Origin of the sequence: Plantactinospora mayteni (assembly GCF_016862935.1) — a bacterium.
GTDB lineage: Bacteria > Actinomycetota > Actinomycetes > Mycobacteriales > Micromonosporaceae > Plantactinospora > Plantactinospora mayteni.
The window spans coordinates 68,869-91,411 of the sequence record NZ_BONX01000008.1; the positions used below are offsets into that span (position 1 = coordinate 68,869).

Here is a 22,543-nt window from a genome sequence, read left to right on the forward strand (position 1 = left end):
AAACCCGCCGTGGCAGTGGCGGGACACCCGCAGCAGATGGCGGGAGACCCGCGGTCGGCGGTGGCGGAAACCCGTGGCCCCGGCCAGCTTTGGCCCGATCCGTCGTGGGTAGTCGCCGGCATGGCGACGACTGCGACGACGAGCGTCGAGGACCGCAAGCGGCTCGTCCGCCGGCTGGTGGCACGCAGCCGCGGCTTTGCCGAGGAGTACGGCTTCCAGGTCACCAACAATCCGGCGAGCCTGTTCCAGGTGCTCTGCCTGGCGATCCTGTTGCGCCGCACCGGCGACGTCCGGCGGGCGGTCGAGCCGGCCCGGGCGCTACGGGACGCGGGCTGGGAGAGCCCGGCCCGGATGGCCCGGGCCCGCACGGAGGCGCGGGCGGCGGTGCTGCGCGAGCATGGCCGGAGTGCCGACGCCGACCGGTTGGCCGGCACCCTGGGTGAGCTGGCCGAGGCGCTCGTCGCGCGCTACCGGGGAGACCTGCGCCGGCTGCGGGCCGCCGCGAGACACGCGCCGGCCCGGGAGCGGGCCTTGCTCGCCGAGCTGCCGGGGGTGGACGCCGAGGTGGTCGAGCTGTTCCTCCGCGAGGTGCAGGCGCTGTGGGCGGAGACGGCGCCGGTCGCCGACCGTCGGGCCCTCGCCGCCGCCCGCCGGCTCGGACTCGGGCGCTCGGCGGCCGACCTGGCCACCCTGGCCGGCGGCGGGGAGTCGGAGAAACTGGCCTGGTTGGTGGGTACCCTGGCCAGGATCGATCTGGAGGACAGATACCACGAAATCGCCCGTTGAGCGGCGAAACAGCGTGGTTTCACACACAGTTTCCCGGATTTCTGGCCGAACGGTCCATCCCGGATCATAGGATGGGTGCGCGGCGTCAGCCAGCCCGGTTCGGGCCGGCCGCCGCGATCCGGTGAGCGGGTCCGGTTCGGACGTGTGGCCTCACCGGGGCACTGGCGGACGTGGCGCCCGGGACACGCGCGCGAGCGCGGACGTAACGGGCGCCCCGTCCGGTGCCTTTCCCCCGCCCTCCCATCCATCCCTCCCTTCGGGACGGTCGGTCAGTGGGCCAGCCCGGCCAGCAGGTTGATGGTCGCGGCGATGATGACCGCGCCGAAGAGGTACGACAGCAGGGAGTGCCCGAGCACGGCGGTCCGCATCGTCTTCGTGGTCAGGTCGGTGTCGGAGACCTGGAAGGTCATCCCGACGGTGAACGACATGTACGCGAAGTCGGTGTACTTGGGCGGGGCCTTCTCGTGGAAGTTCACCCCGCCGTCGTCGCCGGTGTAGTAGAGCCGGGCGTAGCGGGCGGCGTAGACGGCGTGCACGACCGTCCAGGAGAGCAGCACGCTGACGATGCCGAGTCCGATGTGCAGTTCCGGGTCGATGCCGGGGACCCTCTTGGCGGTGGCGAGCAGGATGCCGATCGCCAGCAGGCTGGCCAGTCCGGCCACGAGCAGCACCGCGTCGCGTGCCGCGCGGCTCGGGTCCTCGCGGACGGCCAGCTCGGCGGTCTGCTCTGCGTCCCGGTACCACAGCACCCGCCACGCCCAGACCAGATAGGTCACCGCCGCGGCGTCCCAGCCGATCAGGGGGCCCAGCAGCGGCGACATCACGAAGGTGGCCGGTACGCCGACACAGATTCCGACCACCAGGATGACGGCCATCTGGACCGAGGCCTTGGGCGGGTCGTACCAGGGGTTGTGCCGCATCTGCGGAACAGGAGGTCAGATCTGGCGCATGTGCCGGGCGACCCGCTGGTGCGTGCGGTCGCGGGCCTTGGCGGCCAGTTCCGCCGGGCTGGCGTCCGGGGCCAGGTCGGTCTTGGCGGACCGGGCCACCTCTTCGGTGTTGTGGTAGTCCACCGGAGGCATCCCGCGCAGCGCCTGGAGTACCTCGCGTGGCGCACCCGCGCGCTCGGCCTCCCGGACGATGTCCTCCTTGGGCGCCGGGAAGTCCATCGACTCCAGGTACCGCAGTACGTCCGCGTTGGTCACCATGGGATCCGCTCCTCGCCGGTTGTCTGGTTCACCGGCCGGCCGGATACCCGTTGTGCGCACCCTCACGCCTGCCCCGCCGGGTCGATCACCGGCCGGTATCCTCGGCCGAATGCCCGACGCTCCTGTCCGGTACCGCTCCGGCGACGAGGACAGCGCCCGGTGGACCGGTTTCCCGTTCCGCCCGGGTGACATCGTGATCAGCACCCGCTCCAAGAGCGGCACCACCTGGATGCAGATGATCTGCGCGCTGCTGGTCTTCCAGCGGCCCGAGCTGCCGGCGCCGCTGGCCGAGCCGTCAGTCGGGCCGCCGGGTTGTCGGTTGCCGGGATTGTCGGCTCAGGCGACGGTGCCGGCGGTTCGGAGTTGGCTGATCCGGTCGGCGTCGAGGCCGATTTCGGCCAGCAGTTCGTCGGTGTGCTCGCCGGGCTGTGGCGGCGGCCGGCGGATCGCCCCCGGCGTACGGCTGAACCGGGGTGCCGGGGCCGGCTGCTCGGCTCCGGCGTGCACGACGAAGACCTCCCGGGCGGCGAGGTGTGGGTGCCGGGGCGCCTCCCGCCAGTCGAGTACCGGCACCGCGCAGGCGTCGGTGTGCTCCAGCAGCGCGGCCCACTCGTCCCGGGTACGGGTGCGGAAGAGTCGGGCCCAGGCTCGGTGCAGGGCCGGCCAGTTCGCCGGATCGGTCCGGTCCAGCGCCTCGTCGGGGGGCAGCGGAAAGCCGGTCAACCGGACCAGTTCGGCGTAGAACTGCGGTTCCACCGCGCCCACCGCCAGGTGTTTCCCGTCAGCGCACTCGTAGGTGTCGTAGAACGGGGCGCCGCCGTCGAAGATGTTCACCCCACGGTCGTCGCCCCACCGGCCCATCCCGCGCATCGAGTGGATCATCGTGGCGAGCAGCGACACCCCGTCCACCATGGCCGCGTCGACCACCTGCCCGGTGCCGCCGCCCCGGATGTCGAAGAGCGCGCAGACCACGCCGAGGGCCAGCAGCATTCCGCCGCCGCCGAAGTCGCCGACCAGGTTCATCGGCGGTACCGGCCGCTCGCCGGACCGGCCGATGCCGTGCAGTACGCCGGTCAGCGCAAGATAGTCGATGTCGTGCCCGGCGTACCGGGCGTTCGGGCCGTCCTGCCCCCAGCCGGTCATCCGGCCGTAGACCAGTCGGGGGTTCACCGCCAGGCAGTCGTCCGGGCCCAGCCCGAGCCGCTCGGTGACGCCCGGCCGGAAACCCTCGACCAGCACGTCGGCGGAGCGGACCAGGTCGAGTACCACCTGCCGGCCGGCCGGCGCCTTGAGGTCGACGGCGAGCGACCGGCGGCCCCGGTTCAGCAGGTCGGGATGGGGGGTGCCGAACCGTTCCGGCCGGACCTCGCCGACCCGGTCCGGCCGGACCTCGCCGACCCGGTCCACCCGGACCACGTCGGCGCCCAGGTCGGCGAGGACCATCGCGGCGAAGGGGGCGGGGCCGATGCCGGCCAGTTCGACGATCCGGACGCCGGTGAGCGGGCCGGCCCCGGCCGGCCGGGGTGTGATCATCCCTGCACGATAGGACACCGCGCCCCACCCAGGTCCATACGGTGCCGTCACCCGCCCGCCACGCCCCGCTAGGCACGGCCCGCTCGTGAGGATCCGGTCGGCGCGGCGCGGCGCGTGGTTGCTGTCGATCGGTTGCGACAGGGCTTATCGTCACGGGGTGGAACGGGTCGATCACTGGCGGTTGTTCGGTGCTCCGCGACCCGGTCGGGCCGAACGGTTCGGTCGCCTCGTCGGCCTGCGTGTGCTGCGGATCCCGGGCGTACGCCGGGTGCTGGTCGTCGCCGGTTCGACCGACCGGCTCCGGGACCTGCTGGTCCGGCCCGTCTCGCTGCACCCGACCAGGCGGGCGGTGATCGTGGTGGCGTACTGGCGGGCGCCCCGGCGGGGCTGGTCGAACGGCATCGGGCCGCTGGATCACCTGTGCCGGCATCGGGTGGCGTTGCCCGGCCGGGGGCGGGGGACCGCCGTCGTCACCGTCCGGCTGTCCCGGCCGGCGCAACTGCGCGAGGTGCTGCGGGCGGCGCTGGACGCGCTGGTGCCGGGGCGGCCGTTGCCGGCACCGGCCGGACCGAGCCTGACCAGCCACGGGACGCTGCCGGCGTACCTGTCGGCGGGCGGGACGGTGCTGCTCGGCGAGCTGGTCGGCAGCCCCGACATCCGGGCCCACGACGTACTGCTGCGCGGGGCGACCGGCGGCGGCGGGGTGCGGGCGGGCACACCGGCGTACGCGGTCGAGTGGCAGGCCACCCAGCACGGGATCCAGACGCCGGACGGCACCCCGGCCGTGCTGGTCGACGCGTGTCGGGTCAACCCGCGCGGCCGGCGGCCCGACTGCTACCAGCCGGACGCTCCCCGGGTACGCCTCGACTTCGTCCCGGCCGCGCGCCACCCCGGCGCCGGGGCGTACCCGCTGGACGGCCCCGGAGTGACCGCGCCGGTGCTCGGCACGTTGCGCCGGACCGGCGTGGTCGACTGCCCGGAGCTCCCCGACGCCGAGCCGCTGGCGGTGGCGGCGCTGCTGGTCCAGATCGCGATGACCGGTGCGGTGCTCGCCGTCCCGGCGCTGCCGGAGCGGGTCGCCGGGCTGATCGCGCCGGAGTTGCGGGCCCTGCTGACCGCCCCGGTACCCGACGGCGGCGGGCTGGCCCTGGAGGCGCGCAGCGTCCGGCAGCGGCGGGCGGCGCTGCGCGGGCACGCCACCGCGTTCGCCCTGCCCCGGCTCGCCTCGGCGGTGTTCCCGCAGCTCGGCCCGGTACCGTCGGTCAGCGCGATCCTGTCGACCCGGCGCCCCGAACGGCTGCCGGAGGCGGTCCGGATGCTGGTCGCGCAGACCTACCCGGAGCTGGAGATCGTGCTCTGCCTGCACGGCGTCGAGCTGCCGGAACCGGTCCGGGCCACGCTGGCCGACTCCGGCCGCCCGTACGAGATCGTCCGGGTGCCGGGTGCCGCCAGTTTCGGTGCGGCGCTCGGTGCCGCGACCCGGCGGGCCCGGGGCAGCCTGGTCAGCAAGTTCGACGACGACGACAGCTACGCCGCCGAACACGTCTGGGACCTGGTGCTGGCCCGGCACTACTCCGGGGCGACCCTGGTGGGCAAGGGGTCCGAGTTCGTGCACCTGGAGACCCGGGGCGTGACGCTGCGCCGGCCGTCCGGCACCGCCGAGTCCGACTGCCAGGTGGTGGCCGGCGGCACGATCCTGATCGCCCGGGGCGACCTGGAGGCGGTCGGCGGCTGGCGGCCGGTACCCCGGTCCGTCGACCTAGGACTGTTGGACCGGGTACGCCGGAACGGCGGCGACATCTACCGGACCCACCCGCTCGGTTACGTCTACCACCGGCGGGCCACCGGGCACACCTGGGACCCGGGCGAGGACTACTTCCTCGACACCGCCTCCGCGTACTGGCCCGGACTGCCTGCCGAGGTGCTGGGCGAGGTCGACGTACCGCCCGGACGGCCGGCCCCGGACCAGCGGAGCGGATCGGCGAACGCCCGACCCGACCGGTCCTGACGGCGGCCCCGCCCGCTGCCCCGGGGCCAGCCGGATATCCCCGGTTGGAACCTGTGGTGCGGCGGGAGGTGGTAGGACTAGCGGGTGGGCATCGTGTCACCAGGCTTCCAGGGCCGGCGCCGGCCGTCCGGGCCGAACCTGCCGCCGGGGCAGTATCTGACCGAGGACTGGCCCGTGCTCTCCGCCGGCCCCACCCCCCGGGTGCCGCTGACGGACTGGGAGTTCGTGATCACTACCGAGTCCGGCTCCGAGGTCCGGTGGAGCTGGGACGAGATGTGGGCGCTGCCCAACGAGACGCCGACGGTGGACATCCACTGCGTGACGCACTGGTCGAAGCTCGGCACCAACTGGCAGGGCGTCTCCCTGGACACCCTGCTCGACGGCGTCGACACCACGGCCGACTACGCGCTGGTGCACTCGTACGGCGGCTACACCACCAACCTGCCGCTGCATGACCTGCGCGACGGCCGGGCCTGGGTGGTGCACCGGTACGACGGTGCCGACCTGCCCGCCGAGCACGGTGGCCCGGCCCGGCTGCTGGTGCCGCACCTGTATTTCTGGAAGTCCGCCAAGTGGGTACGCGGCATCCGCCTCGGCCTGACCGACGAGCCCGGTTTCTGGGAGACCGCCGGCTATCACGATTACGGTGACCCATGGCGCGAACAGCGGTACCAGGGAGACTGATGAAGCGGACCGGCTGGTGGGTCGCCCGGCTGGTCGACCGCCGGGACGAGACCGCCACCTCCGCCACGCTGGTGCTGGAGGTGCCGGACTGGCCGGGGCACCTGCCCGGGCAGCACGTCGACCTGCGGCTGACAGCCGAGGACGGCTACCAGGCGGCGCGCAGCTACTCGGTCTCCGCGCCGGCCGACGGCAACCGGGTCGAGGTCACCGTCCAGCGGGTACCGGACGGCGAGGTCTCGCCGTACCTGCTGGAAGGGCTCTCGGTCGGCGACCAGATCGAGGTGCGCGGCCCGGTCGGCGGCTACTTCGTCTGGCGGGCGACTGACCCCGCGCCGGTGCTGCTGGTCGGCGGCGGCTCGGGCGTCGCGCCGCTGATGGCGATGATCCGGGCCCGCCGGGAGGCCGACAGCCGGGTACCGTTCCGGCTGATCTACTCGGTCCGCTCGGAGCGGGACGTCTACTTCGCCGACGAACTGCGCCGGCGTGCCCGGGACGACCGGGGTCTCGACGTCGCCTACGTCTACACCCGCGAGGTGCCGGAAGGGCTATCCGCCCAGGCACACCGGGTCGCGGTCGCCGACGTCAACACCCACGGCTGGCCGGCACAGCTCGAACCGGTCAACTTCGTCTGCGGTCCGACCGGTTTCGTCGAGGCGGTCTCCGACATCCTGGTCGCGCTCGGGCACGAGCCCCGGCGGATCAAGACCGAACGGTTCGGTCCGACCGGCTGAACGCGACTTCCTGGAGGACGAGATGACCGAGCAGCTTCGACCCGACCAGGGGCGGATGGACTACCTGGACGGCAACGTACTGGCGGGGCCGATGCGGGACGTGTTCGCGGTGGACCTGACCACGGCGACCGGCCGGTGCGCCTCCTGCGGCCAGACCAGCCCGATGGCCGGGTTGCGGGTCTACTCGAACGCACCCGGGGTGGTCGCCCGCTGTCCGGCCTGCGAGGAAGTGATGCTCCGGCTGGTACGTACCCCGACCAGCGCCTGGCTGGACCTGCGCGGCTCGACCTTCGTGCAGATCCCGATGCCGGCCGAGCCGGCCATGATGCCCGGCCCGACCGCGATGTAGCCGCCGCCGAGCCCCGCCCCGGGTGTAGCCGCCGCTCGGCCCGACCGCGCTCGGCCGGCGTCCGGACCAGCGGGACAAACCGGATGCGGTGACGATCATCGGCTGGCACACTCGGCCGGTGCTTCCCGTCGACGATCCCGCCAGCCACCGTTACGCCCGGATGCGCTGGAACACGCCGCTGTCGGAGGAACACGCCGACCTGCTGCTGGGGCGGCTCGACATCCCGGCCGGTGGGTCCGTGCTCGACCTCGGCTGCGGCTGGGGCGAGTTGCTGCTGCGGGCCGTCGCCGGTGGCGACCCGGCGCTCGGCGTCGGCGTGGACACCGACGCCGACGCCCTGGACCGGGGCCGGCGGGCGGCGAAGGAGCGGGGCATCGGGCAGGTCAGCTTCGTACGCCAGGCGGCGGCCACCTGGCGCCAACCGGCCGACCGGGTGATCTGCCTCGGCTCGGCACACGCCCTCGGCGGGGCGGCGGCCGGGCTGGCGGTCCTCGCCGACCTGGTCCGGCCCGGTGGCCGGCTGCTCTTCGGCGACGGCTTCTGGGAGCGGACGCCCTCGGCCGAGGCGGTCGAGATCTTCGGCGCCGACGTGCTCAGCCTGCCCGACCTGGTGGAGCTGATCCGTGGCACCGGCTGGCGGGTGCTGCACCTCTCCACCACCGACCAGCGCGAGTGGGACGACTTCGAGAGCACCTGGCGGGCCGGCCGCGAGGAGTGGCTGCTGGCGCACCCGGACGATCCCCGGGCTGCCGGCGTACGCGAGGAACTCGACGCCCGACTGCGGGAGTACGTGACCGTCTACCGTGGACTGCTGGGTCTCGGATATTTCGTGCTCGGCCGGTGACCGGCGGACCGGTCTCGGCTGCTGTCCGGTGCCGGGCGGAAGCGGTGTGGACATGGGTGGCCCGGCATCATCCGGGAGTCGGGCCGGCGGTCGGGCCGCTACACTGGGGCGAACGCTTCCCCGTCGATGGCCCGTGTGCGCCGAGAAGCACACCTCGAATGATCGCCATTTCCTGCGGCGGAGTCGCCGTCCTCCGATGAGCCCGGCGATCCGGGTCCGTCCCCGTCGTGAACTCGCCGCCGCCCGCCGTCGCCGGGCCCACCGCTGCTGGGGCCACCTCGTCGCGGCACCCCTGTGGCCGATGCACCAGGCCAACCTCGGCACGCTACTGCGTACCTGTGACGCGGTTGGCGCCTGTCTGGCCGTACCGCCGTGGCGGTGGGTCGACGAGGCGCTGGCGCGCGGAAACACGCTGCGCCAGCCGAGTTGCGTACACCGGGTCGGTGATCCGGTGCGGTGGCTGGCGGCGGAGCGGGCGTCGGGTGCCCAGGTGCTCGGCGTCGAGTTGACCGACGAGGCGGTCCGGCTCGCCGACCTGCCGATGGCCCGGCGCCGTACCATCGTCGTGCTCGGGCACGAGGCGACCGGCATCCCGGCGGAGGCGCTGGACAGCCTCGACGCGGCGGTGGAGATCCCGATGGTCGGCACTGGGCTGAGCCTGAACGTCGCCGTAGCCGGCTCTCTGGTCCTCTACAAGCTCGCCGGCCTGACCTGACTGTGAGCATGGCGGGGTCGGTTCATCAGTGGTGAGCGCGGGCGGGCCCAGGACGGTGGCCAGCAACGCGGCGACCAGGGCGGTGGCGAGGATGCGGGGACGGAGTCGCATCGTGCCTCCAATCGGGGTGGTTCGATGTGTGCCCCGGGGTGTGCGATTCCGGCCGCCCCGGCCGCTGTCGGTTCCCCGCCAGTCGTGGCGCGGCAGCGCCAAATCCCATGTGCGGGCGTAGCCGGAATATGCAGCGGTATCCGGAACGTGTCTGGAGGGCGCCGATGCGTGCCGGTTGCCGCCGGCATCTCCGCATCGGCGCCCTCCCGGCCGGGGGCGGATGTCAGGTCACGGGGGAGACGCGGACCCAGCCGAGGAACCGCCTGCTCAGCGCGTGTGCCTCCGGGGCGGTGCTCGGGTTGAGCGCGTGCAGGTCCCGGAACGCCGTCGCCAGCGAGGTGCCGAGGTGGATGGTCAGCGCGCTCGGCTGACCGGCGTACTCCCTGGTCAGGGCGAGCCGCGCGGGCCCACACGGCCACGGTTGCCCGTCGGTGCGGCAGAGCCAGAGTGGACGCAGCGGCGTGTGTGGGCCCGGGTGCGGCGCGGCGCCGGTCATCGGCCGCTCAGCTCGGCCCGCCGCCCGCGCCGCCGCTGGCCCGACCCGTACCCGGTCTCGGCGTCGATCAGCGTCGGCGCGTTCAGACCGAACCGGCTGTTGTGGTTGCGGGGGAGCGGACGGGGTGGAGGTCCGCCGACCGACGCGAGCTGCGGCGGAGCGTCGGGCCTGCGCAGAACCAGGTGTACGAGCACCGAGCGCCCCCGGTCCGGGCAGCACCGCCAGCAGAGCCCGCACCGGCAGTACCGCCACCAGCGGCGCCAGTCCCGCCGGTGCCGTACGACCAGTGGTGTCGCGTCGGGCCGATCTCTCCTCGCCATCACGCCCTCCTCCTGCTCGGTCCCTCCGCTGGGTGGATGGGGGCCACTCCGCTGCGGGGGAAGTGGAGTGACCCCCTCGGTTCCGCCCTGGCGGTCGGGCCGGTCCTGAGCGGTCCCGCTGATCACAGTCTGTTGTGGCATGCTTACCGGCGACAGTGGACGGGCTGCATTTCGGAGCAGGAGGCGGACTTTCGAATCAGCCTGGAATCGCAGGAACGACCTTGGAAGGGCGTGGAAAGGGTGGGCATCTCACCTTCGGAGTTTCTGCTCCGCGAACTGCGACGGCGCCGCACGTTCGCCGACGTGACCCAGGAAGCATTGGCCGCCAAATGTTTCTGCTCGAATTCGCAGATCTCCGCCATCGAGACCGGCACCACGCCGGTCACCATCAAACACCTGCGCCTGGTGGACAGTGCGCTGGAGACCGGCGGCTACTTCGAGAGGCTCTGGGAGGAACTGGTCAAGGACGACGCCGCGCCGGTCTGGCTGCGCGAATGGCTGGAGTACGAGCGGGATGCCCGCACGCTGCGCTGGTACGAGCCGGCCTTCGTCCCCGGCCTCTTCCAAACCGAGGCGTACGCTCGCGCGGCGCTTGCTATCGGCCGGCTGACTGCCGCTCAGGTCGAACAGCGAGTGGCGTCCCGGATGGAGCGTCAGGCCATCCTCGACCGTGATTCCCCGCCGCAGATCTTCGTCGTGTTGGACGAGATGGTGGTCCGCCGTCTTTGTGGCAGCCGGCACGTGATGGCCGAGCAGGTGGAGCACCTGTTGAACCTGGCCGGGCGCCCGAACGTCACCCTGCATCTCGTGCCGACAACCCTTGGCCTCTACTCGGGGATGGCCGGCGGCTTCATCCTTGCGGACATGCCTGACAACAGCCGAGTCGGTTACGTGGATAACCAGCTCACGGCGCAGGTGGTCACTCGCGGCGAGGACGTTGCTAGCCTGGGTGTGTCGTGGGATGCCGTACAGGGCGAGGCACTTCCCCGTGCGCAGACCCTGGATCTCCTGAAGGAAGTGACCAAGTCATGGACGTGACCAGCGCACAGTGGCGGAAGTCGACCCGCTCGACCTCCAACGGCGGCGCGTGTGTGGAGGTGGCCGACAACCTCCCCGGCGTTGTCCTGGTTCGGGACACCAAGGATCGTGACGGCGGCACGCTGACCTTTGAACCGGCGGGCTGGCAGGCGTTCGTCGATCTCGCCAGGCGGATCAACCCGGTCGAGTAGCCGGTTCGACGCGGGCGTTCGATCGGCACCGATACGAGACGGCCCATTGGCCCGCCTCCCGTACCTCCCAGGGCGGCGGGCCAATGGCCGTACGCATGTCGACCAGTCGTCGAACCACGGCCGCGCGTTGTTAGGATCGCACGGTGAATGTGCCCCTTACGGAACCACCTGCCGCACGGCGCACGGCGCTGATCGTCGTGGATCTCATGCCGCGCATCGTCGAGCAGGACATGGGTCCGCACGACGGAGCCAGTGTGGTGAAACGGGCCGTACGCCTGTCCGCCGCGTTCCGCCAGGCGGGCGGCACGGTGGTCCTCGTGCGGGTCGAACGGCCGGGAGTCACCGAGCAGCCGCCGGGCAGCGGATTCGTCCCCGACATGCAGCCACAGGCGGGCGACATCACCGTCGTCAAGCGCACGATCGGCGCGTTCTACGGCACCGGTCTGGTCGAGCAGTTGCGGCAGCGGGGAATCAAAACTGTGGTAATGGCTGGGCTGGCGACAACGATGGGAGTCGAATCGACTGCTCGGGCCGCGTCCGACCACGGCTTCGAGTTGGTGTTCGCTTCCGACGCGATGAGCGGCGTGACAACCCTGGAACACAACCACGCCCTGACGGTTACCTTTCCACGGTTCGGTGAGGTTCTCACCACCGACGAGGTCCTGCGCCGGCTCGGCTGAGCATCAACGGGGTGCCCGGCCGCGCCCGAACTCGCGAGCGACCCGACTACGACCGGGTGGCGGTGAGCAGCAGCGGGGTACTGACCCCCTGGCCGGCGCTCAGGTCGGCGAGGAAGCCGCCCAGCCAGCCGAGCGTGTCGAGCGACCACTCGGCGAGCGTCCCGTGGAAGGTCGCCCGATGCCGGGACGGGCCGTTCCAGGATCTGTCGTCGAACGGCGGTGCCGTCGCCAACGGGTCGTGATCGGCCAGGGAGTACGACTCGCACTCGAACACGTCCTGCTCCAGCCCGCCGATCCGCTCCCGGATCAGCGGTGCCGCCGAGGTGATGGACGGCGCCCGGCCGCTGTCCAGGGTGACCCGGACCGGCGTACGCGACCGTGGGTCAGCGTCGCCGAACCAGCCGGCCGTGCGAAGCGACGGCATCCCGGCGTACTCCGGAGGCGACGACGAGGGGTCGAGGCCCTGCACCGGTAGCAACACCTGCACCGCCCGCAGGTCCAGGGCGCCGATCCGGGCCGCCACGTCACCGGCACAGCGCAGGAACGGCTGCACCGGCAGCGGCCGGTCGGCGGGCAGCGGCTCGACCCCGACCTGGAACCAGGCGACCAGGGACGCGTCGGGAGCGGCGAGCGGGTGGTCCTGCCCGGCGTCGTTCATGCCCCACAGGCCCGGCGCCCCGGTCGCCCGCTCCTTGATGCCTGCGTCGGTGATCAGGACGACCCCGCCCACGTCGTCGAGCCAGTCCATCGCGAGCGACCGGTCGTAGAACAGCGCATACGCGTCCCGGTCGCGGGCCGGGTCCCGCCACGGGTGCGGCGTCAACTCCCCGTAGAGTGCCGCGAACATGGTGCCCACCGGAGAGCGGGCACCGGGTGCCAGGCCGGGGCGGGCTTCCGTGCTGTCGCCGGTCATACCTACCCCGCCGGCTGTCCGGGCGCCGTCGTCGGGCGCCAGCCGAGGGCCGGGCCGAGCCGGGTCGCCATGTCGGTGAGGATCTGCACGTAGTCGTCGTGCGCGAAGGTGAACGGCAGCGCGAAGGCGACCTCGTCGACCTGCTGGAACGCGGGGTGCGCGTGCAGCCGCTCGGCGATCTCCGCAGAGCTGCCGACGAGGTCGGGCGCGAACATCATCCGGGCCGGCCCCTGCGGGGTGGCGGTGCGGGGGGCGCGCTTCCGGGCGTACTCCTGGTATTTCGTGCGTTGCTCCGGCGACGCGCTGTCGGTCGGGATCACGACGAGCCCCTGGGAGACCCGGGCCCGGTCGCCGTCGGGGTGGTGGGACCGGAAGGTACGGATGTGCGAGAGCTGGATCTCGGCGAAGTCCTCGGACTCCTCTGCCTTCACGACGCTGCTGGTCAGGAAGTTCATCCCGTGCTCGCCGGCCCATCGGGCGGAGCGCAGGCTCCCGCCGCCGTACCACATCCGCTGGCCGAGGCCCTCGGCGTGCGGCTGGACCCGGTCGGAGTAGACCTCGAAGCCCTCGACCCCGCCGAAGTCGGTGACCGCTTCGCCCCGGACGGCGTCGAGCAGCCGGCGTACCCTCTCATAGCTGAAGTCCTCGACGTCGGCGGTCTCGGGATAGAGCGCCTGCTTCACCCGGTCGTAGTGCATCGGCGGGCCGATGCTGACGCCCGGGTTGAGTCGGCCCCCGGAGAGGATGTCGACGGTGGCCAGATCCTCGGCCAGGCGCAGCGGGTTCTCCCAACCGAGCGGGATGACGGCGGTGCCCAACTCGATCCGGCTGGTCCGCTGCGACGCCGCCGCCAGGACGGCGACCGGGGACGAGATTCCGTACTGGAGGTGGCGGTGCCGTACCCAGGCACTGTCGAAGCCCAGTCGCTCGCCGAGCGCGATGATGTCGAGGGTCGTCTCGTGGCCCCGGCGCGGATCGGCGCCGTCGAACAGCCCGATGGTGAGGAAGCCCAGCTTGCGTAGGGGCTTCGAGGTCGGCGGCAAGGCTCCTCCTCCGGTCCCGCGCGGGTCACCTGGAGCGTCGACGTGACGGCGGGAGGCCGCCCGAACTCGGTTGCCCCGGTGCCCGCGCATCGGCGATGCTGCCGCAAGTCTGCCCCTTGATCAGGAGAGTGTATTGCCCGTTCCGAAGATGCACGAAGACGAGATCGACATCTCGGCGGAGCTGGTCGCCCGGCTGCTAGCCGGGCAGTTCCCCGAGTGGGCGGACCTTCCCGTACGTCCCGTGACCGCGACCGGCACCGTCAACGCGCTGTTCCGGCTCGGGCCGGATCTGGTGGTGCGGCTGTGCCGGGTGCCGTGGGCGGCGGGCGAGGAGGTCGAGGAGCACCGCTGGCTACGGCGGTTGGCGCAGTACCTGCCGGTCGCCGTGCCGGCCCCGCTGGCGGTGGGGCAGCCCGCCGAGGGGTACCCGTGGACCTGGTCGGTGCTGCGCTGGCTCCCCGGCACCAACCCGGTCCCCGGGAAGCTCACCCTGGCGGACGACCTCGCCACCGACCTGGCCGGCCTCGTCCGGGCGTTCCGGTCCGTCCGGCTGCCGGACGGACCGGCGGCGTACCGGGGCGGGCCGTTGGCGGCACTGGACGTGCACACCCGGAACGCCATCGCCCAGTTGCGGGGGACCATCGACCCCGACGCGGCAACCGCCGCCTGGGACGACGCCCTGCACGCCCCGCCGTGGGCGGGCCCGCCGACCTGGGTGCACGCCGACCTGTTGCCGGGCAACCTGCTCACCGTGGACGGCCGGCTCAGCGCCGTCATCGACTTCGCCACCGTGGGCGTCGGCGACCCGGCCTGCGACCTGATCGTCGCCTGGAACCTGCTGCCCTCCGGTGCCCGGTACACGTTCCGGGCGGCGGTCGACGCCGACGACGCCACCTGGCGGCGGGCCCGGGGCCGGGCACTGTCGATCGCGCTCATCGCGCTGCCCTACTACCAGGACCGAGCACCGGGGTACGCGGCCGAGGCCCGGCACACCATCGACGAGGTTCTCGCCGATGCCGATGCCGATGCCGATGCCGATGCCGATGCCGATGCCGACACCCGACGCTGACGCCGACAGCGGTTCGGGCGCGTCGGGACGGTGATGCGGTCCAGCACGGGGCCAAGGTGCTCAGCTCGCCAGGCGTCGGGTGGGCTTAAGGCCCGCTGGCATGATGACGACGGGTGTTACTTCTCGTCCGTGCCGGGCTTCCCGCTGATGGACTCCTGATAGACGTCCGCGTAGGTGCGCGAGTCCTTGACCAGGTCGTCGCAGAAGGCGGCGACGTCGTTGCCGATCAGTTCCAGAACCCCCTTACCGGCCGCGACGCCCTCCTCGAAGAAGTCGACGATCCCGGGGAGCAGGCCCCCGTCCGGCAGGTCGATCGGTCCGACCTTGAACAGGTATTTCTGCATCTCCTGGTAGACGATCCGGTAGTCCGGCGGGAGCGCCTTGACCCGAGCCACGTGCGCCCGCCACTGCTTCTTGCCCTCGATGATGTCCTGGATGCCCACGTCAGCCTCCCAGCCGGCTCAATTTCCTCGCGACGTTCCGGTTCAACTGCTCGCGCCACCGGTCGCGATAGGTGCGGGCCCCCGTGCCGCCGGCCAACGCCGTACAGAAGCCGGGGATGTCGTCGCCGAACACCTCGTGGATGCTCTGCCCGTCGGCCGATGCTTCTTCGAGCAGCCCGAGGGCGGCGTCGACGATCGGCATCAGGTTGCGGCCGGTGAGGCTCCCGTAGGGGAAGAGGTTGCTCTTGATCTGTTCCCACGCCGCCCGGTAGTCGGCCGGCAATGCCGCTGCCCGAGCTTCGAACGCCTTCCAATCCCTGGTGAGATCGCTGCCGGTGATGGTCTCCCAGAAGTTCATCTCCCACCCTCCCTGAGCCTGTCGATGCGCGATGAGACGTACTGCCATTTCGTCCAGAACGTCGCGAGTTCCTCGCGTCCGGCGTCGTTGAGCGCGTAGAACTTGCGCGGCGGGCCCACCTCGGACGGTCGTTTCGTCACCTGGACGAGTCCGTTCCGCTCCAGTCGCAGCAGGATGGTGTACACCGTCCCCTCGATGACGTCGGCGAAGCCGAGTTCGTTCAGTCGACGCGTGATGGCGTACCCGTAGGTCTCCTCGCCGCCGATGACTTCGAGCACGCAGCCCTCGAGCGTGCCCTTCAGCATCTCCGTCAGGCCGTCCACTCGTGGCTCCTCTTCGATCTCTGGTACCTCGTACCACCGAGTACCGCTATATCGTAGCACCGAGTACCGCTATGCGGTAGTACCGAGTACCGGGTGGCGGGTCGAGTGGTTGCTCGGGCGTGGCATCGATGTCGGTGAAGCCGAATTGAAGTCGGTCCGGCATACGTTCTCGCCAGCGGAACCCATCCGAACAGGAGGATCCCTGATGAGAACCCGAGCCATCGTGGGCGTACTGGCGGCCTCGCTCGTCGCGGTCTTCGCCACCGCGCCCCAGTCGGCCGCCGCGGCCACCCCCGCACCCCGGACGGCGGCCGACTGCGAACGCGGCGCGAACGGCTTCCGCGACATCCCGGACACCCTGCGCGGCACCCAGGCCGTCGCGCCGGTGACGCTGCCCGGCGGCCCGGTCGTCCGCCTCTACTACGGTACGGTCGCCGGGGCACAGCGCGGCTGGGCGATGATCGACGGAGGCACCTTCGCCCGCGACCGGGTGTGGCTGAACTGGAGCCTCGACGGCGGCGCCAACATCCACGTGCAGTGCGGCCCGTTCCTGGTCGACGCCACCGGCAGCACCAAGACCAGCGCGGCGAAGACCACCAGCGGCAACGCCAACTACCGGTTCCAGGCCTGCGGCCAGTCCTTCCCGTACGCGACGCCGTTCCAGTGCACCGCCTGGTGGTGACCGGTCCCGTCCCCGTCCCCGGGCACGTCACCGCCGAGCGGGATCCCGCCCCGCCCGGGCACCAACCGGGCAGGGCGGGACGGGCGACGGTGGTCGGTCGGCAGCCGCCCCGTATTCAGCTACCGGGGCGGGGGAACGCCACCGGGCTGCGGTGCCCGGCGGTGTCGACGGCCCGTACGCCGAAGAAGACGTTGTCCTTGGAGAGGTCGATGGTGGTCGTGGTGACGTCGCCGACCGGGATCACGTGGGTCCACTCCGGTGCGGTGGTCTCCCGCCACACGACCTCGTAACCGGCCAGGTCCGGTTCGGTACCCCGGGTCCAGCGCAGTTCGGTGTCGTTGGTCAGGTTCGAGGTGACGATGGTGACGCCCTTGGGCGTACCGGGTGCCTGGGCCAGGGACCAGAGCGCCGCCGCGTTCACCCTGGCCACCCGGCTGATGTACTCGAAGTCGCAGAACTCGGGCAGGTCGCCGTACTGCTTCCCGTCGACCACCCGGACGTCCTGGTGCTGGTGCGCGAAGTCCTCGTTCGGCTCGGTGAACCGGCCGGCCGGGTAGCCCTGCTCCAGGAACGAGATGTGGTCGCTGCCGCGCAGGTAGCGGTCCCGGCGGTAGACCACCCGAACTCGCATCCCGGTGCTGTCGTTGTCCGCCACGTCGCTGACGTACCGGGCGAGTTGCCGGCTCGGCGAGTCGTTCTCGCCGCCGACGGAGCGCCGGGTGTTCGCCTCGCCCGGCGTCTCGGCCGTCGGCACGCCCTCGGCGAAGAGCCGCAGCGTACGCCGGTCCCGGGTGCCGTCGTCCGCCGTCGAACTCCCGACGATGTCGTCGCTGAACATGCCCTGCACGTCGGCGTTCGCCGCCTTGTACTGCCGGGCCAGGTATCCCGAACCGTAGAGGCCCTGCTCCTCGCCGGCCACCGCGACGAAGACGATGGTGGCCTCGCTACGCCGGGTCGCCATGATCCGGGCGAGTTCCATCGCCACCGCCACCCCGGAGGCGTCGTCGTCGGCGCCCGGGGCGTCGCTGGTGGCGTCCATGACGTCGGTGCACCGGGAGTCGTAGTGACCGGTGACCACGTAGATCCGCTCCGGCGAGGTCTCGCCGCGCAGCGTGGCGACGACGTTGGTGATCCGGGTCGGCACCGGGATCCGGGAGGCCGGCTCCTGGATGTACGACTGGAGCTCCACCGTCATCCGTCCGTCGGACCGGGCGGCGTAGCCCCGTAGCTGCTCGTAGATCCAGTCCCGGGCGGCGCCGATCCCCCGGGCCGGGTCGTCCTGGCTGGAGAGCGTGTGCCGGGTGCCGAACTCGGCGAGCCGGCGGACGATCGCCTCGATCCGGCGCTGGTCGATCTCGCGGAGCAGTTTCCGCAGCTCACGGTCGGGTGACTGGGGCCGGATCGGCCGACCGGGTCCGGACGGGCCGCCGCCGGTGGTGGTGGCGGAGGCGGCCGACGTGGTGGCGAGCGGTGCGGCGACCGTGGCGGCGGCCGCGGTGACGGTGGCGGCGGACAGGAACGTACGGCGGGTGGGCTTTGTGGGCCCGTCGCGTCGGGAGCCCTGGGATGTCATGACAGGCATCGTCATCAATGCGAGCTGCGGCTGTCAACGGGCATGATCGTTGCCCTCGGGGTGCGGGGATGCCGGGCGGGACATCTCCCCTGTCCGGTCTGCCGTCCTCCCGACCGGTCCCGTCCGTTCACCCCCGCCCCGCCGGGTACGCCCACTGGTGGGTTTGCCCGGCGGATGTGCGGGAACGGGCGTTCTCATGACCAAACCGCGCGTTGTGATCGTCGGGGCCGGGTTCGCCGGCTACCACGCGGCGAAGAGCCTGTCCCGGATCGCCAACGGGCGGGCCGAGATCGTGCTGCTGAACCCGACCGACTTCTTCCTCTACCTCCCGTTGCTGCCCGAGGTGGCGGCCGGGATCCTGGAGCCGAGCCGGGTCTCGGTCTCCCTCGCCGGCACCCTGGACGGGGTCCGGGTGGTGATCGGCGAGGCGAAGCACATCGACCTGACCGCGAAACGGGTCGACTACACCGGCGCCGAGGGCGACTCCGCGCAGCTCGACTACGACCGGCTGATCATCTCGGTCGGCAGCGTCAACAAACTGCTGCCGATCCCCGGGGTCACCGAGCACGCGCACGGGTTCCGGGGGCTGCCCGAGGCGCTCTACCTGCACGACCACGTGGTCTGCCAGATCGAGCTGGCCGAGGCGACCGACGACCCGGCGGAGCGGGACGCCCGGACCACCTTCGTGGTGGTCGGCGCCGGCTACACCGGTACGGAGGTGGCCGCGCACGGCCAGCTCTTCACCGACGCGCTCGCCGCCCAGCACCCCCGGCTCGACGTACGGCCGCGCTGGATGCTGCTCGACCTCGCCGAGCGGGTACTGCCGGAACTCGACCAGCGGATGTCGGAGACCGCCCGCCGGGTACTCGACGCCCGGGGCGTGGACGTCCGGATGGGCACCACGGTCAAGGAAGCGACGGCCGACGGGGTGAAGCTCAGCGACGGCGAGTACGTGCCGACGCGCTCGCTGATCTGGTGCGTCGGCGTCCGCCCCGACCCGCTCGTCGCCGATCTGGGACTGCCGACCGAGAAGGGGCGGCTGGTGGTCGACGAGTTCCTCAACGTGCCCGGCTTCCCCGACGTCTACGCCTGCGGGGACGCCGCCGCCGTACCCGACCTGACCCGGCCGGGCCAGTCGACGGCGATGACCGCCCAGCACGCCCAGCGGCAGGGGAAACTGGCCGCGCACAACGTCGCCGCCTCGTACGGGCAGGGCAGGCGGCGGCCGTACCGGCACCACGACCTCGGGTTCGTGGTGGATCTCGGTGGCACCGACGCGGCGGCGAACCCGGTGCACGTGCCGCTGTCCGGGTTGCCGGCCAAGGCGGTCACCCGGGGGTACCACCTGATCGCCATGCCGGCGAACCGGGCTCGGGTCAGCGCCGACTGGCTGCTGGACGCGGCGTTCACCCGACAGGCGATCCAGCTCGGGCTGGTGCCGGCGAACGCCGTACCCCTGGAGAGCGCCTCCCCGGAACTGCCGGCCCGACGGTAGCGGCGGCGAGCGAGCCCGACGGGGATCGGGCCGAGTGGTGGGCCGCCTCCCGGGCGCGCCGGGTCTCCTCGTGCCAGCCGACGGCGTTCGCCGACCAGCTTCGCCAGCGGCGGGGTCACGGGCCGAAGCGGGGCCCCGGCGACCGTTCCGGCGGCGGGGCGGCCATCCCGGCACCGACCTCGTCGATCGCGTCGTCGATCTGGTGCGCGAGCGCCACGTCCAGCGCGGTCACCGCGTCCAGTGACCGGGTCCGGACGGTGAGTACCGCCGTCTGCGGCGACTCGCGGCCGACCGTCGGCCCCCGGCCGGTCTCCGGGCGCAGCCGGGCCAGCCGGCCGAGCACCCGGTCCAGGTTCTCCGGCGGCAGTTCGATGCTGCGGGTCAGCCTGCGGCGGTCGCCGGACCAGTAGGGGAGGGTCGCCAGCGCGTCCCGGAGTTCGTCGTCGGTCAGCGCGGCGGTGGCGCCGGCCGGGTCGACCAGCCCGCCGCCGGCCGGTGGCGGGCCGAGCAGGTCCCGCAGCTCCGGCGGCAGGTTCAGCGAGTCGATCAGCCCGCTGTCCTGTGCGGCGAGTGCGCTGAGGGTCGCCTGCGCCTGGTAGCGGGCCTGTTCCGGGCTGCGGTGGGTCAGCCGGGCCACCTCGTCGAGGAAGCCGGCCAGGTCGCGGCGCCGGTTCCCGGCGGCCAGCGAGCCGTCGTCGTGCAACTGGTTCGGTACGGCGTCCAGCAGCCGCTCCCGGTCGTCGCTGTCCAGCGCCCGGGCCAGCGCCACCACGGTGGCTCCGGCGGCGGCGCGGGCCTGTTCGAAGTCGACCCCGGCCCGGCGCCCGATGTCGGAGACGAGATCCCGGTACGCGATCACGGCGACGTCGGTCGTCGTCGTGCCGACCAACTCGTCCGGGGTCGGGGTGGGCCGCTCGACCGGATTCGGCGGCGGGGTGCCCGGACCGCCCCGCTCGGCGTTCGGCTTGCGGCGCCCGGCCGACGCGGGACCGTCCCGGCGGCCCCGGTCGAGGCTCTCCAGTTGCTTGTCCGCGCCGAGGGTGGCGCCGACCTCGCTCGGCCGCCGGCCCCGCTGACGGGCCTGCCGGGCCAGGGTACGGCGCCGCTGGTTGTCGCCCTCCGTCTGCTTCCCGCTCATGCCGTCTCCTCGCTGCGCTCGTCGTCGTGAGCCCCCGAGTCGTACGATCCGGGCCCACCTCGGCTCGCTCCGCGTGTCGCCCACCGCCGGGCCGACTCCGGCCACGTGCGCCGGCCGACCGTACGCCCGTGGCGCGATCAACCGCCTTCCCGAGCCGGCATCGGCGAAACGCGCCGGGATCGTGGCCCCGGACGACGGACAGCTCATCCGACCGGGGTGAGGAGTCCTCACCCGGCCGGCATCGATGATCGGGTCGGCCCGTGAGACCCGCGTGCCGCCGGAGGAGGGTCACCATGAAGCGGATCGTCGAGATCGTCCCCGCCCGGCCCGGTTGGTACGCCCGCTGGCGGCTCGCCCCGGACACCACCCGTTGCTATCCGGTGTCGCTCTGGGCGCTGCTGGAGGAGACCGACGAGGGCGGTCGGGAGGTGATCGGGGTGGACGCCGTCGGCCAGTGGCCCGGCTCGGAGGAGAACGAGACGGGCGGCGAGTTCGTCCGCTACCTGTTCCAGCCGCCGGACAGCGGCGCACCCGAGGACGCCGCCCGGCCCGACGAGTTGGGCGTCGAGCCGACCCGCCAGCCGGCCCGACTGAAGGCCGTCTGAGCGTCACCCTCCGGCTGCCTGTCTGGCGGGCAGCCAAGCGGCTCGACGCATCGAGTGGCTCGACGCATGTGTGGCTCGACGCATCGAGCGGTTCGACGGCGTCGGCCCGGTTCGGTGGCGGGCCGAGTAGACCGGCCGGCGGCGGGACGCGTTCGTTCAGAGGAGTTCGAGGGGACGGGGGCCGCCGGGTGCCGGAAAGGACTGGTCGAGTTCGGCGAGGTCCTGCTCGGTGAGGGTCAGCTCGACGGCCGCCCGGTTCTGCTGGACGTGCGCGGGACTGCTCGCCTTGGTCACCGTGCAGACACCGTGCTGACCGAGCAGCCAGGCCAGTCCCACCTGCCCGGGCGTGGCGTCGTGCCGCTCTGCGACCCTGGCCAGCGCCGGGTGCCCGAGCATCCGGCCCCGCTCCAGCGGCGAGTACGCCATGATCGGCAGGCCGGCGGCGCGGCAGCGGGGCAGGAGGTCCCACTCGGCGCCCCGACGGGTCAGGTTGTAGGGGATCTGGTCCGTCTCCACGGCGGTACCGCCCGGGATGGCGGCCAGTTCGACCACCTCGGGTACGTCGAAGTTGCTCACCCCCCAGTGCCGGATCAGTCCCTGGGTGATCAGGCTGGTGAACGCCTCGACCGTCTCCGGCAGCGGTGCGTCGCCGCGCTGGTGCAGCAGGTACAGGTCGATCCGGTCGGTGCCGAGCCGTTCCAGGCTGCGCGCGCAGGCGTCGGCGGTACCGGTGACCGTGGCGTGTTCCGAGGAGACCTTGCTGACCAGGAAGACCTCCTCGCGCCGGTCGCCGAGCGCCTCCCGGACCAGTTCCTCGGCGCCGCCGTCGGCGTACACCTCGGCGGTGTCGACCAGGGTGAGGCCGGCGTCCACTCCGGTGCGGAGGGAGGCGATCTCGTCGTCCCGCCGTCGTGGGTCCTCGGCCATTCCCCAGGTGCCCTGGCCGAGCGCGGGAATCACCTCGCCGGACGGAAGTGTGACCGTGGGGACGCCCCGCTCCGCCATCCGTTCTCCCCTTCCCGACCAGGCCGTACCCGGTTGCCCGCCGGTGGGCGCCTTCCCCCGGCCGTCCCCGGCAAACCGACCTCGCCGGGGCGGTGGGCGGGGGAGGTCGGCGGCCGGACCGCTGGACCGGTACCCTCGGGCCGCACCGGGCCTCGAGGTAGCTCTAGCCCATGCGTATACTTGCCTGACTGCAAGTATCGGC

The 22,543-nt window shown here is 72.4% G+C and carries 27 protein-coding genes; 14 read left to right on the forward strand and 13 right to left on the reverse strand.

The window, feature by feature from the left end; translation table 11 throughout:
• Positions 1-120 precede the first annotated feature (120 nt).
• On the forward strand, positions 121-786 hold the full coding sequence (locus tag Pma05_RS07665) for a hypothetical protein (protein WP_203856609.1): 666 nt from the start codon (positions 121-123) through the stop codon (positions 784-786).
• 269 nt (positions 787-1,055) lie between these two features.
• On the opposite strand, the gene Pma05_RS07670 is transcribed toward Pma05_RS07665, so the two are convergent.
• From Pma05_RS07670 to Pma05_RS07680, 3 genes are all read right to left on the reverse strand, one after another.
• Complete coding sequence (locus tag Pma05_RS07670) at positions 1,056-1,706, reverse strand: DUF1345 domain-containing protein (protein ID WP_203856610.1); 651 nt, start codon at positions 1,704-1,706, stop codon at positions 1,056-1,058.
• A gap of 15 nt (positions 1,707-1,721) precedes the next feature.
• Positions 1,722-1,994: a DUF2795 domain-containing protein gene (locus tag Pma05_RS07675; protein ID WP_203856611.1), complete on the reverse strand. Its 273-nt coding sequence runs from the start codon at positions 1,992-1,994 to the stop codon at positions 1,722-1,724.
• Between the two features lie 336 nt (positions 1,995-2,330).
• Entirely contained in the window at positions 2,331-3,527 is a 1,197-nt protein-coding gene (locus Pma05_RS07680) for a CaiB/BaiF CoA transferase family protein (RefSeq protein ID WP_203856612.1), read from the reverse strand.
• 157 nt (positions 3,528-3,684) lie between these two features.
• On the opposite strand from Pma05_RS07680, the gene Pma05_RS07685 reads away from it, so the two are divergent.
• The 6 genes from Pma05_RS07685 (at position 3,685) to Pma05_RS07710 (ending at position 8,858) form a co-directional block, all read left to right on the forward strand.
• Positions 3,685-5,535, forward strand: a complete 1,851-nt coding sequence (locus Pma05_RS07685; RefSeq protein ID WP_203856613.1) for a glycosyltransferase family 2 protein — start codon at positions 3,685-3,687, stop codon at positions 5,533-5,535.
• Positions 5,536-5,628: 93 nt separating this feature from the next.
• On the forward strand, positions 5,629-6,219 hold the full coding sequence (locus Pma05_RS07690; protein ID WP_203856730.1) for a molybdopterin-dependent oxidoreductase: 591 nt from the start codon (positions 5,629-5,631) through the stop codon (positions 6,217-6,219).
• The gene (locus Pma05_RS07695; protein ID WP_203856614.1) at positions 6,219-6,950 is read left to right on the forward strand and encodes a ferredoxin reductase; all 732 of its coding nucleotides are present in this window, start codon (positions 6,219-6,221) and stop codon (positions 6,948-6,950) included. The genes Pma05_RS07690 and Pma05_RS07695 overlap by 1 nt, the downstream gene beginning before the upstream one ends.
• Positions 6,951-6,972: 22 nt before the next feature.
• Positions 6,973-7,299 carry a DUF6510 family protein gene (locus tag Pma05_RS07700; RefSeq protein ID WP_307836840.1) on the forward strand — a complete coding sequence of 109 codons (327 nt, stop codon included), beginning with the start codon at positions 6,973-6,975 and terminating at the stop codon, positions 7,297-7,299.
• 118 nt (positions 7,300-7,417) lie between these two features.
• Complete coding sequence (locus Pma05_RS07705) at positions 7,418-8,143, forward strand: class I SAM-dependent methyltransferase (RefSeq protein ID WP_239311880.1); 726 nt, start codon at positions 7,418-7,420, stop codon at positions 8,141-8,143.
• Between the two features lie 196 nt (positions 8,144-8,339).
• Positions 8,340-8,858, forward strand: a complete 519-nt coding sequence (locus Pma05_RS07710; RefSeq protein ID WP_203856615.1) for a TrmH family RNA methyltransferase — start codon at positions 8,340-8,342, stop codon at positions 8,856-8,858.
• Between the two features lie 334 nt (positions 8,859-9,192).
• Here the strand turns inward: Pma05_RS07710 and Pma05_RS07715 are convergent, their stop codons facing one another.
• The gene (locus Pma05_RS07715) at positions 9,193-9,465 is read right to left on the reverse strand and encodes a hypothetical protein (RefSeq protein WP_203856616.1); all 273 of its coding nucleotides are present in this window, start codon (positions 9,463-9,465) and stop codon (positions 9,193-9,195) included.
• The gene (locus tag Pma05_RS07720; protein ID WP_203856617.1) at positions 9,462-9,785 is read right to left on the reverse strand and encodes a hypothetical protein; all 324 of its coding nucleotides are present in this window, start codon (positions 9,783-9,785) and stop codon (positions 9,462-9,464) included. The genes Pma05_RS07715 and Pma05_RS07720 overlap by 4 nt, the downstream gene beginning before the upstream one ends.
• Positions 9,786-10,016: 231 nt before the next feature.
• Between Pma05_RS07720 and Pma05_RS07725 the strand changes: the two genes are divergently transcribed.
• From Pma05_RS07725 to Pma05_RS07735, 3 genes are all read left to right on the forward strand, one after another.
• Complete coding sequence (locus tag Pma05_RS07725) at positions 10,017-10,823, forward strand: helix-turn-helix domain-containing protein (RefSeq protein WP_239311882.1); 807 nt, start codon at positions 10,017-10,019, stop codon at positions 10,821-10,823.
• Positions 10,820-11,014: a DUF397 domain-containing protein gene (locus Pma05_RS07730; protein WP_203856733.1), complete on the forward strand. Its 195-nt coding sequence runs from the start codon at positions 10,820-10,822 to the stop codon at positions 11,012-11,014. Before Pma05_RS07725 ends, Pma05_RS07730 begins: the two co-directional genes overlap by 4 nt.
• Before the next feature lie 143 nt (positions 11,015-11,157).
• Positions 11,158-11,694 carry an isochorismatase family protein gene (locus tag Pma05_RS07735; protein WP_239311884.1) on the forward strand — a complete coding sequence of 179 codons (537 nt, stop codon included), beginning with the start codon at positions 11,158-11,160 and terminating at the stop codon, positions 11,692-11,694.
• Positions 11,695-11,740: 46 nt separating this feature from the next.
• Here the strand turns inward: Pma05_RS07735 and Pma05_RS07740 are convergent, their stop codons facing one another.
• Positions 11,741-12,607 carry a hypothetical protein gene (locus Pma05_RS07740; RefSeq protein WP_203856618.1) on the reverse strand — a complete coding sequence of 289 codons (867 nt, stop codon included), beginning with the start codon at positions 12,605-12,607 and terminating at the stop codon, positions 11,741-11,743.
• A gap of 2 nt (positions 12,608-12,609) precedes the next feature.
• On the reverse strand, positions 12,610-13,650 hold the full coding sequence (locus tag Pma05_RS07745) for an LLM class flavin-dependent oxidoreductase (RefSeq protein WP_239311886.1): 1,041 nt from the start codon (positions 13,648-13,650) through the stop codon (positions 12,610-12,612).
• 133 nt (positions 13,651-13,783) lie between these two features.
• On the opposite strand from Pma05_RS07745, the gene Pma05_RS07750 reads away from it, so the two are divergent.
• Complete coding sequence (locus tag Pma05_RS07750) at positions 13,784-14,719, forward strand: aminoglycoside phosphotransferase family protein (RefSeq protein ID WP_239311889.1); 936 nt, start codon at positions 13,784-13,786, stop codon at positions 14,717-14,719.
• 116 nt (positions 14,720-14,835) lie between these two features.
• Here the strand turns inward: Pma05_RS07750 and Pma05_RS07755 are convergent, their stop codons facing one another.
• From Pma05_RS07755 to Pma05_RS07765, 3 genes are read right to left on the reverse strand one after another with little or no spacing between them, the layout of a single operon-like run.
• Positions 14,836-15,162 carry a DUF1048 domain-containing protein gene (locus Pma05_RS07755; protein ID WP_203856620.1) on the reverse strand — a complete coding sequence of 109 codons (327 nt, stop codon included), beginning with the start codon at positions 15,160-15,162 and terminating at the stop codon, positions 14,836-14,838.
• Position 15,163: 1 nt separating this feature from the next.
• Entirely contained in the window at positions 15,164-15,520 is a 357-nt protein-coding gene (locus Pma05_RS07760; protein WP_203856621.1) for a DUF1048 domain-containing protein, read from the reverse strand.
• Complete coding sequence (locus tag Pma05_RS07765; protein WP_203856622.1) at positions 15,517-15,843, reverse strand: PadR family transcriptional regulator; 327 nt, start codon at positions 15,841-15,843, stop codon at positions 15,517-15,519. Before Pma05_RS07765 ends, Pma05_RS07760 begins: the two co-directional genes overlap by 4 nt.
• A 205-nt stretch (positions 15,844-16,048) precedes the next feature.
• Between Pma05_RS07765 and Pma05_RS07770 the strand changes: the two genes are divergently transcribed.
• Entirely contained in the window at positions 16,049-16,525 is a 477-nt protein-coding gene (locus Pma05_RS07770) for a hypothetical protein (RefSeq protein WP_203856623.1), read from the forward strand.
• 115 nt (positions 16,526-16,640) lie between these two features.
• Here the strand turns inward: Pma05_RS07770 and Pma05_RS07775 are convergent, their stop codons facing one another.
• A complete protein-coding gene (locus tag Pma05_RS07775) occupies positions 16,641-18,098 on the reverse strand; it encodes a M20/M25/M40 family metallo-hydrolase (protein WP_203856624.1) in 1,458 nt (485 codons plus the stop codon).
• Positions 18,099-18,294: 196 nt separating this feature from the next.
• Between Pma05_RS07775 and Pma05_RS07780 the strand changes: the two genes are divergently transcribed.
• Positions 18,295-19,593: an NAD(P)/FAD-dependent oxidoreductase gene (locus Pma05_RS07780; RefSeq protein ID WP_203856625.1), complete on the forward strand. Its 1,299-nt coding sequence runs from the start codon at positions 18,295-18,297 to the stop codon at positions 19,591-19,593.
• Positions 19,594-19,708: 115 nt separating this feature from the next.
• Here the strand turns inward: Pma05_RS07780 and Pma05_RS07785 are convergent, their stop codons facing one another.
• Entirely contained in the window at positions 19,709-20,731 is a 1,023-nt protein-coding gene (locus tag Pma05_RS07785) for a DUF2267 domain-containing protein (protein ID WP_203856626.1), read from the reverse strand.
• A 293-nt stretch (positions 20,732-21,024) separates the two neighbouring features.
• Between Pma05_RS07785 and Pma05_RS07790 the strand changes: the two genes are divergently transcribed.
• Complete coding sequence (locus Pma05_RS07790) at positions 21,025-21,336, forward strand: hypothetical protein (protein ID WP_203856627.1); 312 nt, start codon at positions 21,025-21,027, stop codon at positions 21,334-21,336.
• Positions 21,337-21,492: 156 nt separating this feature from the next.
• Here the strand turns inward: Pma05_RS07790 and Pma05_RS07795 are convergent, their stop codons facing one another.
• Positions 21,493-22,341 (reverse strand): aldo/keto reductase, encoded by an 849-nt coding sequence (locus Pma05_RS07795; protein ID WP_203856628.1) that lies wholly within the window; start codon positions 22,339-22,341, stop codon positions 21,493-21,495.
• Positions 22,342-22,543 lie beyond the last annotated feature (202 nt).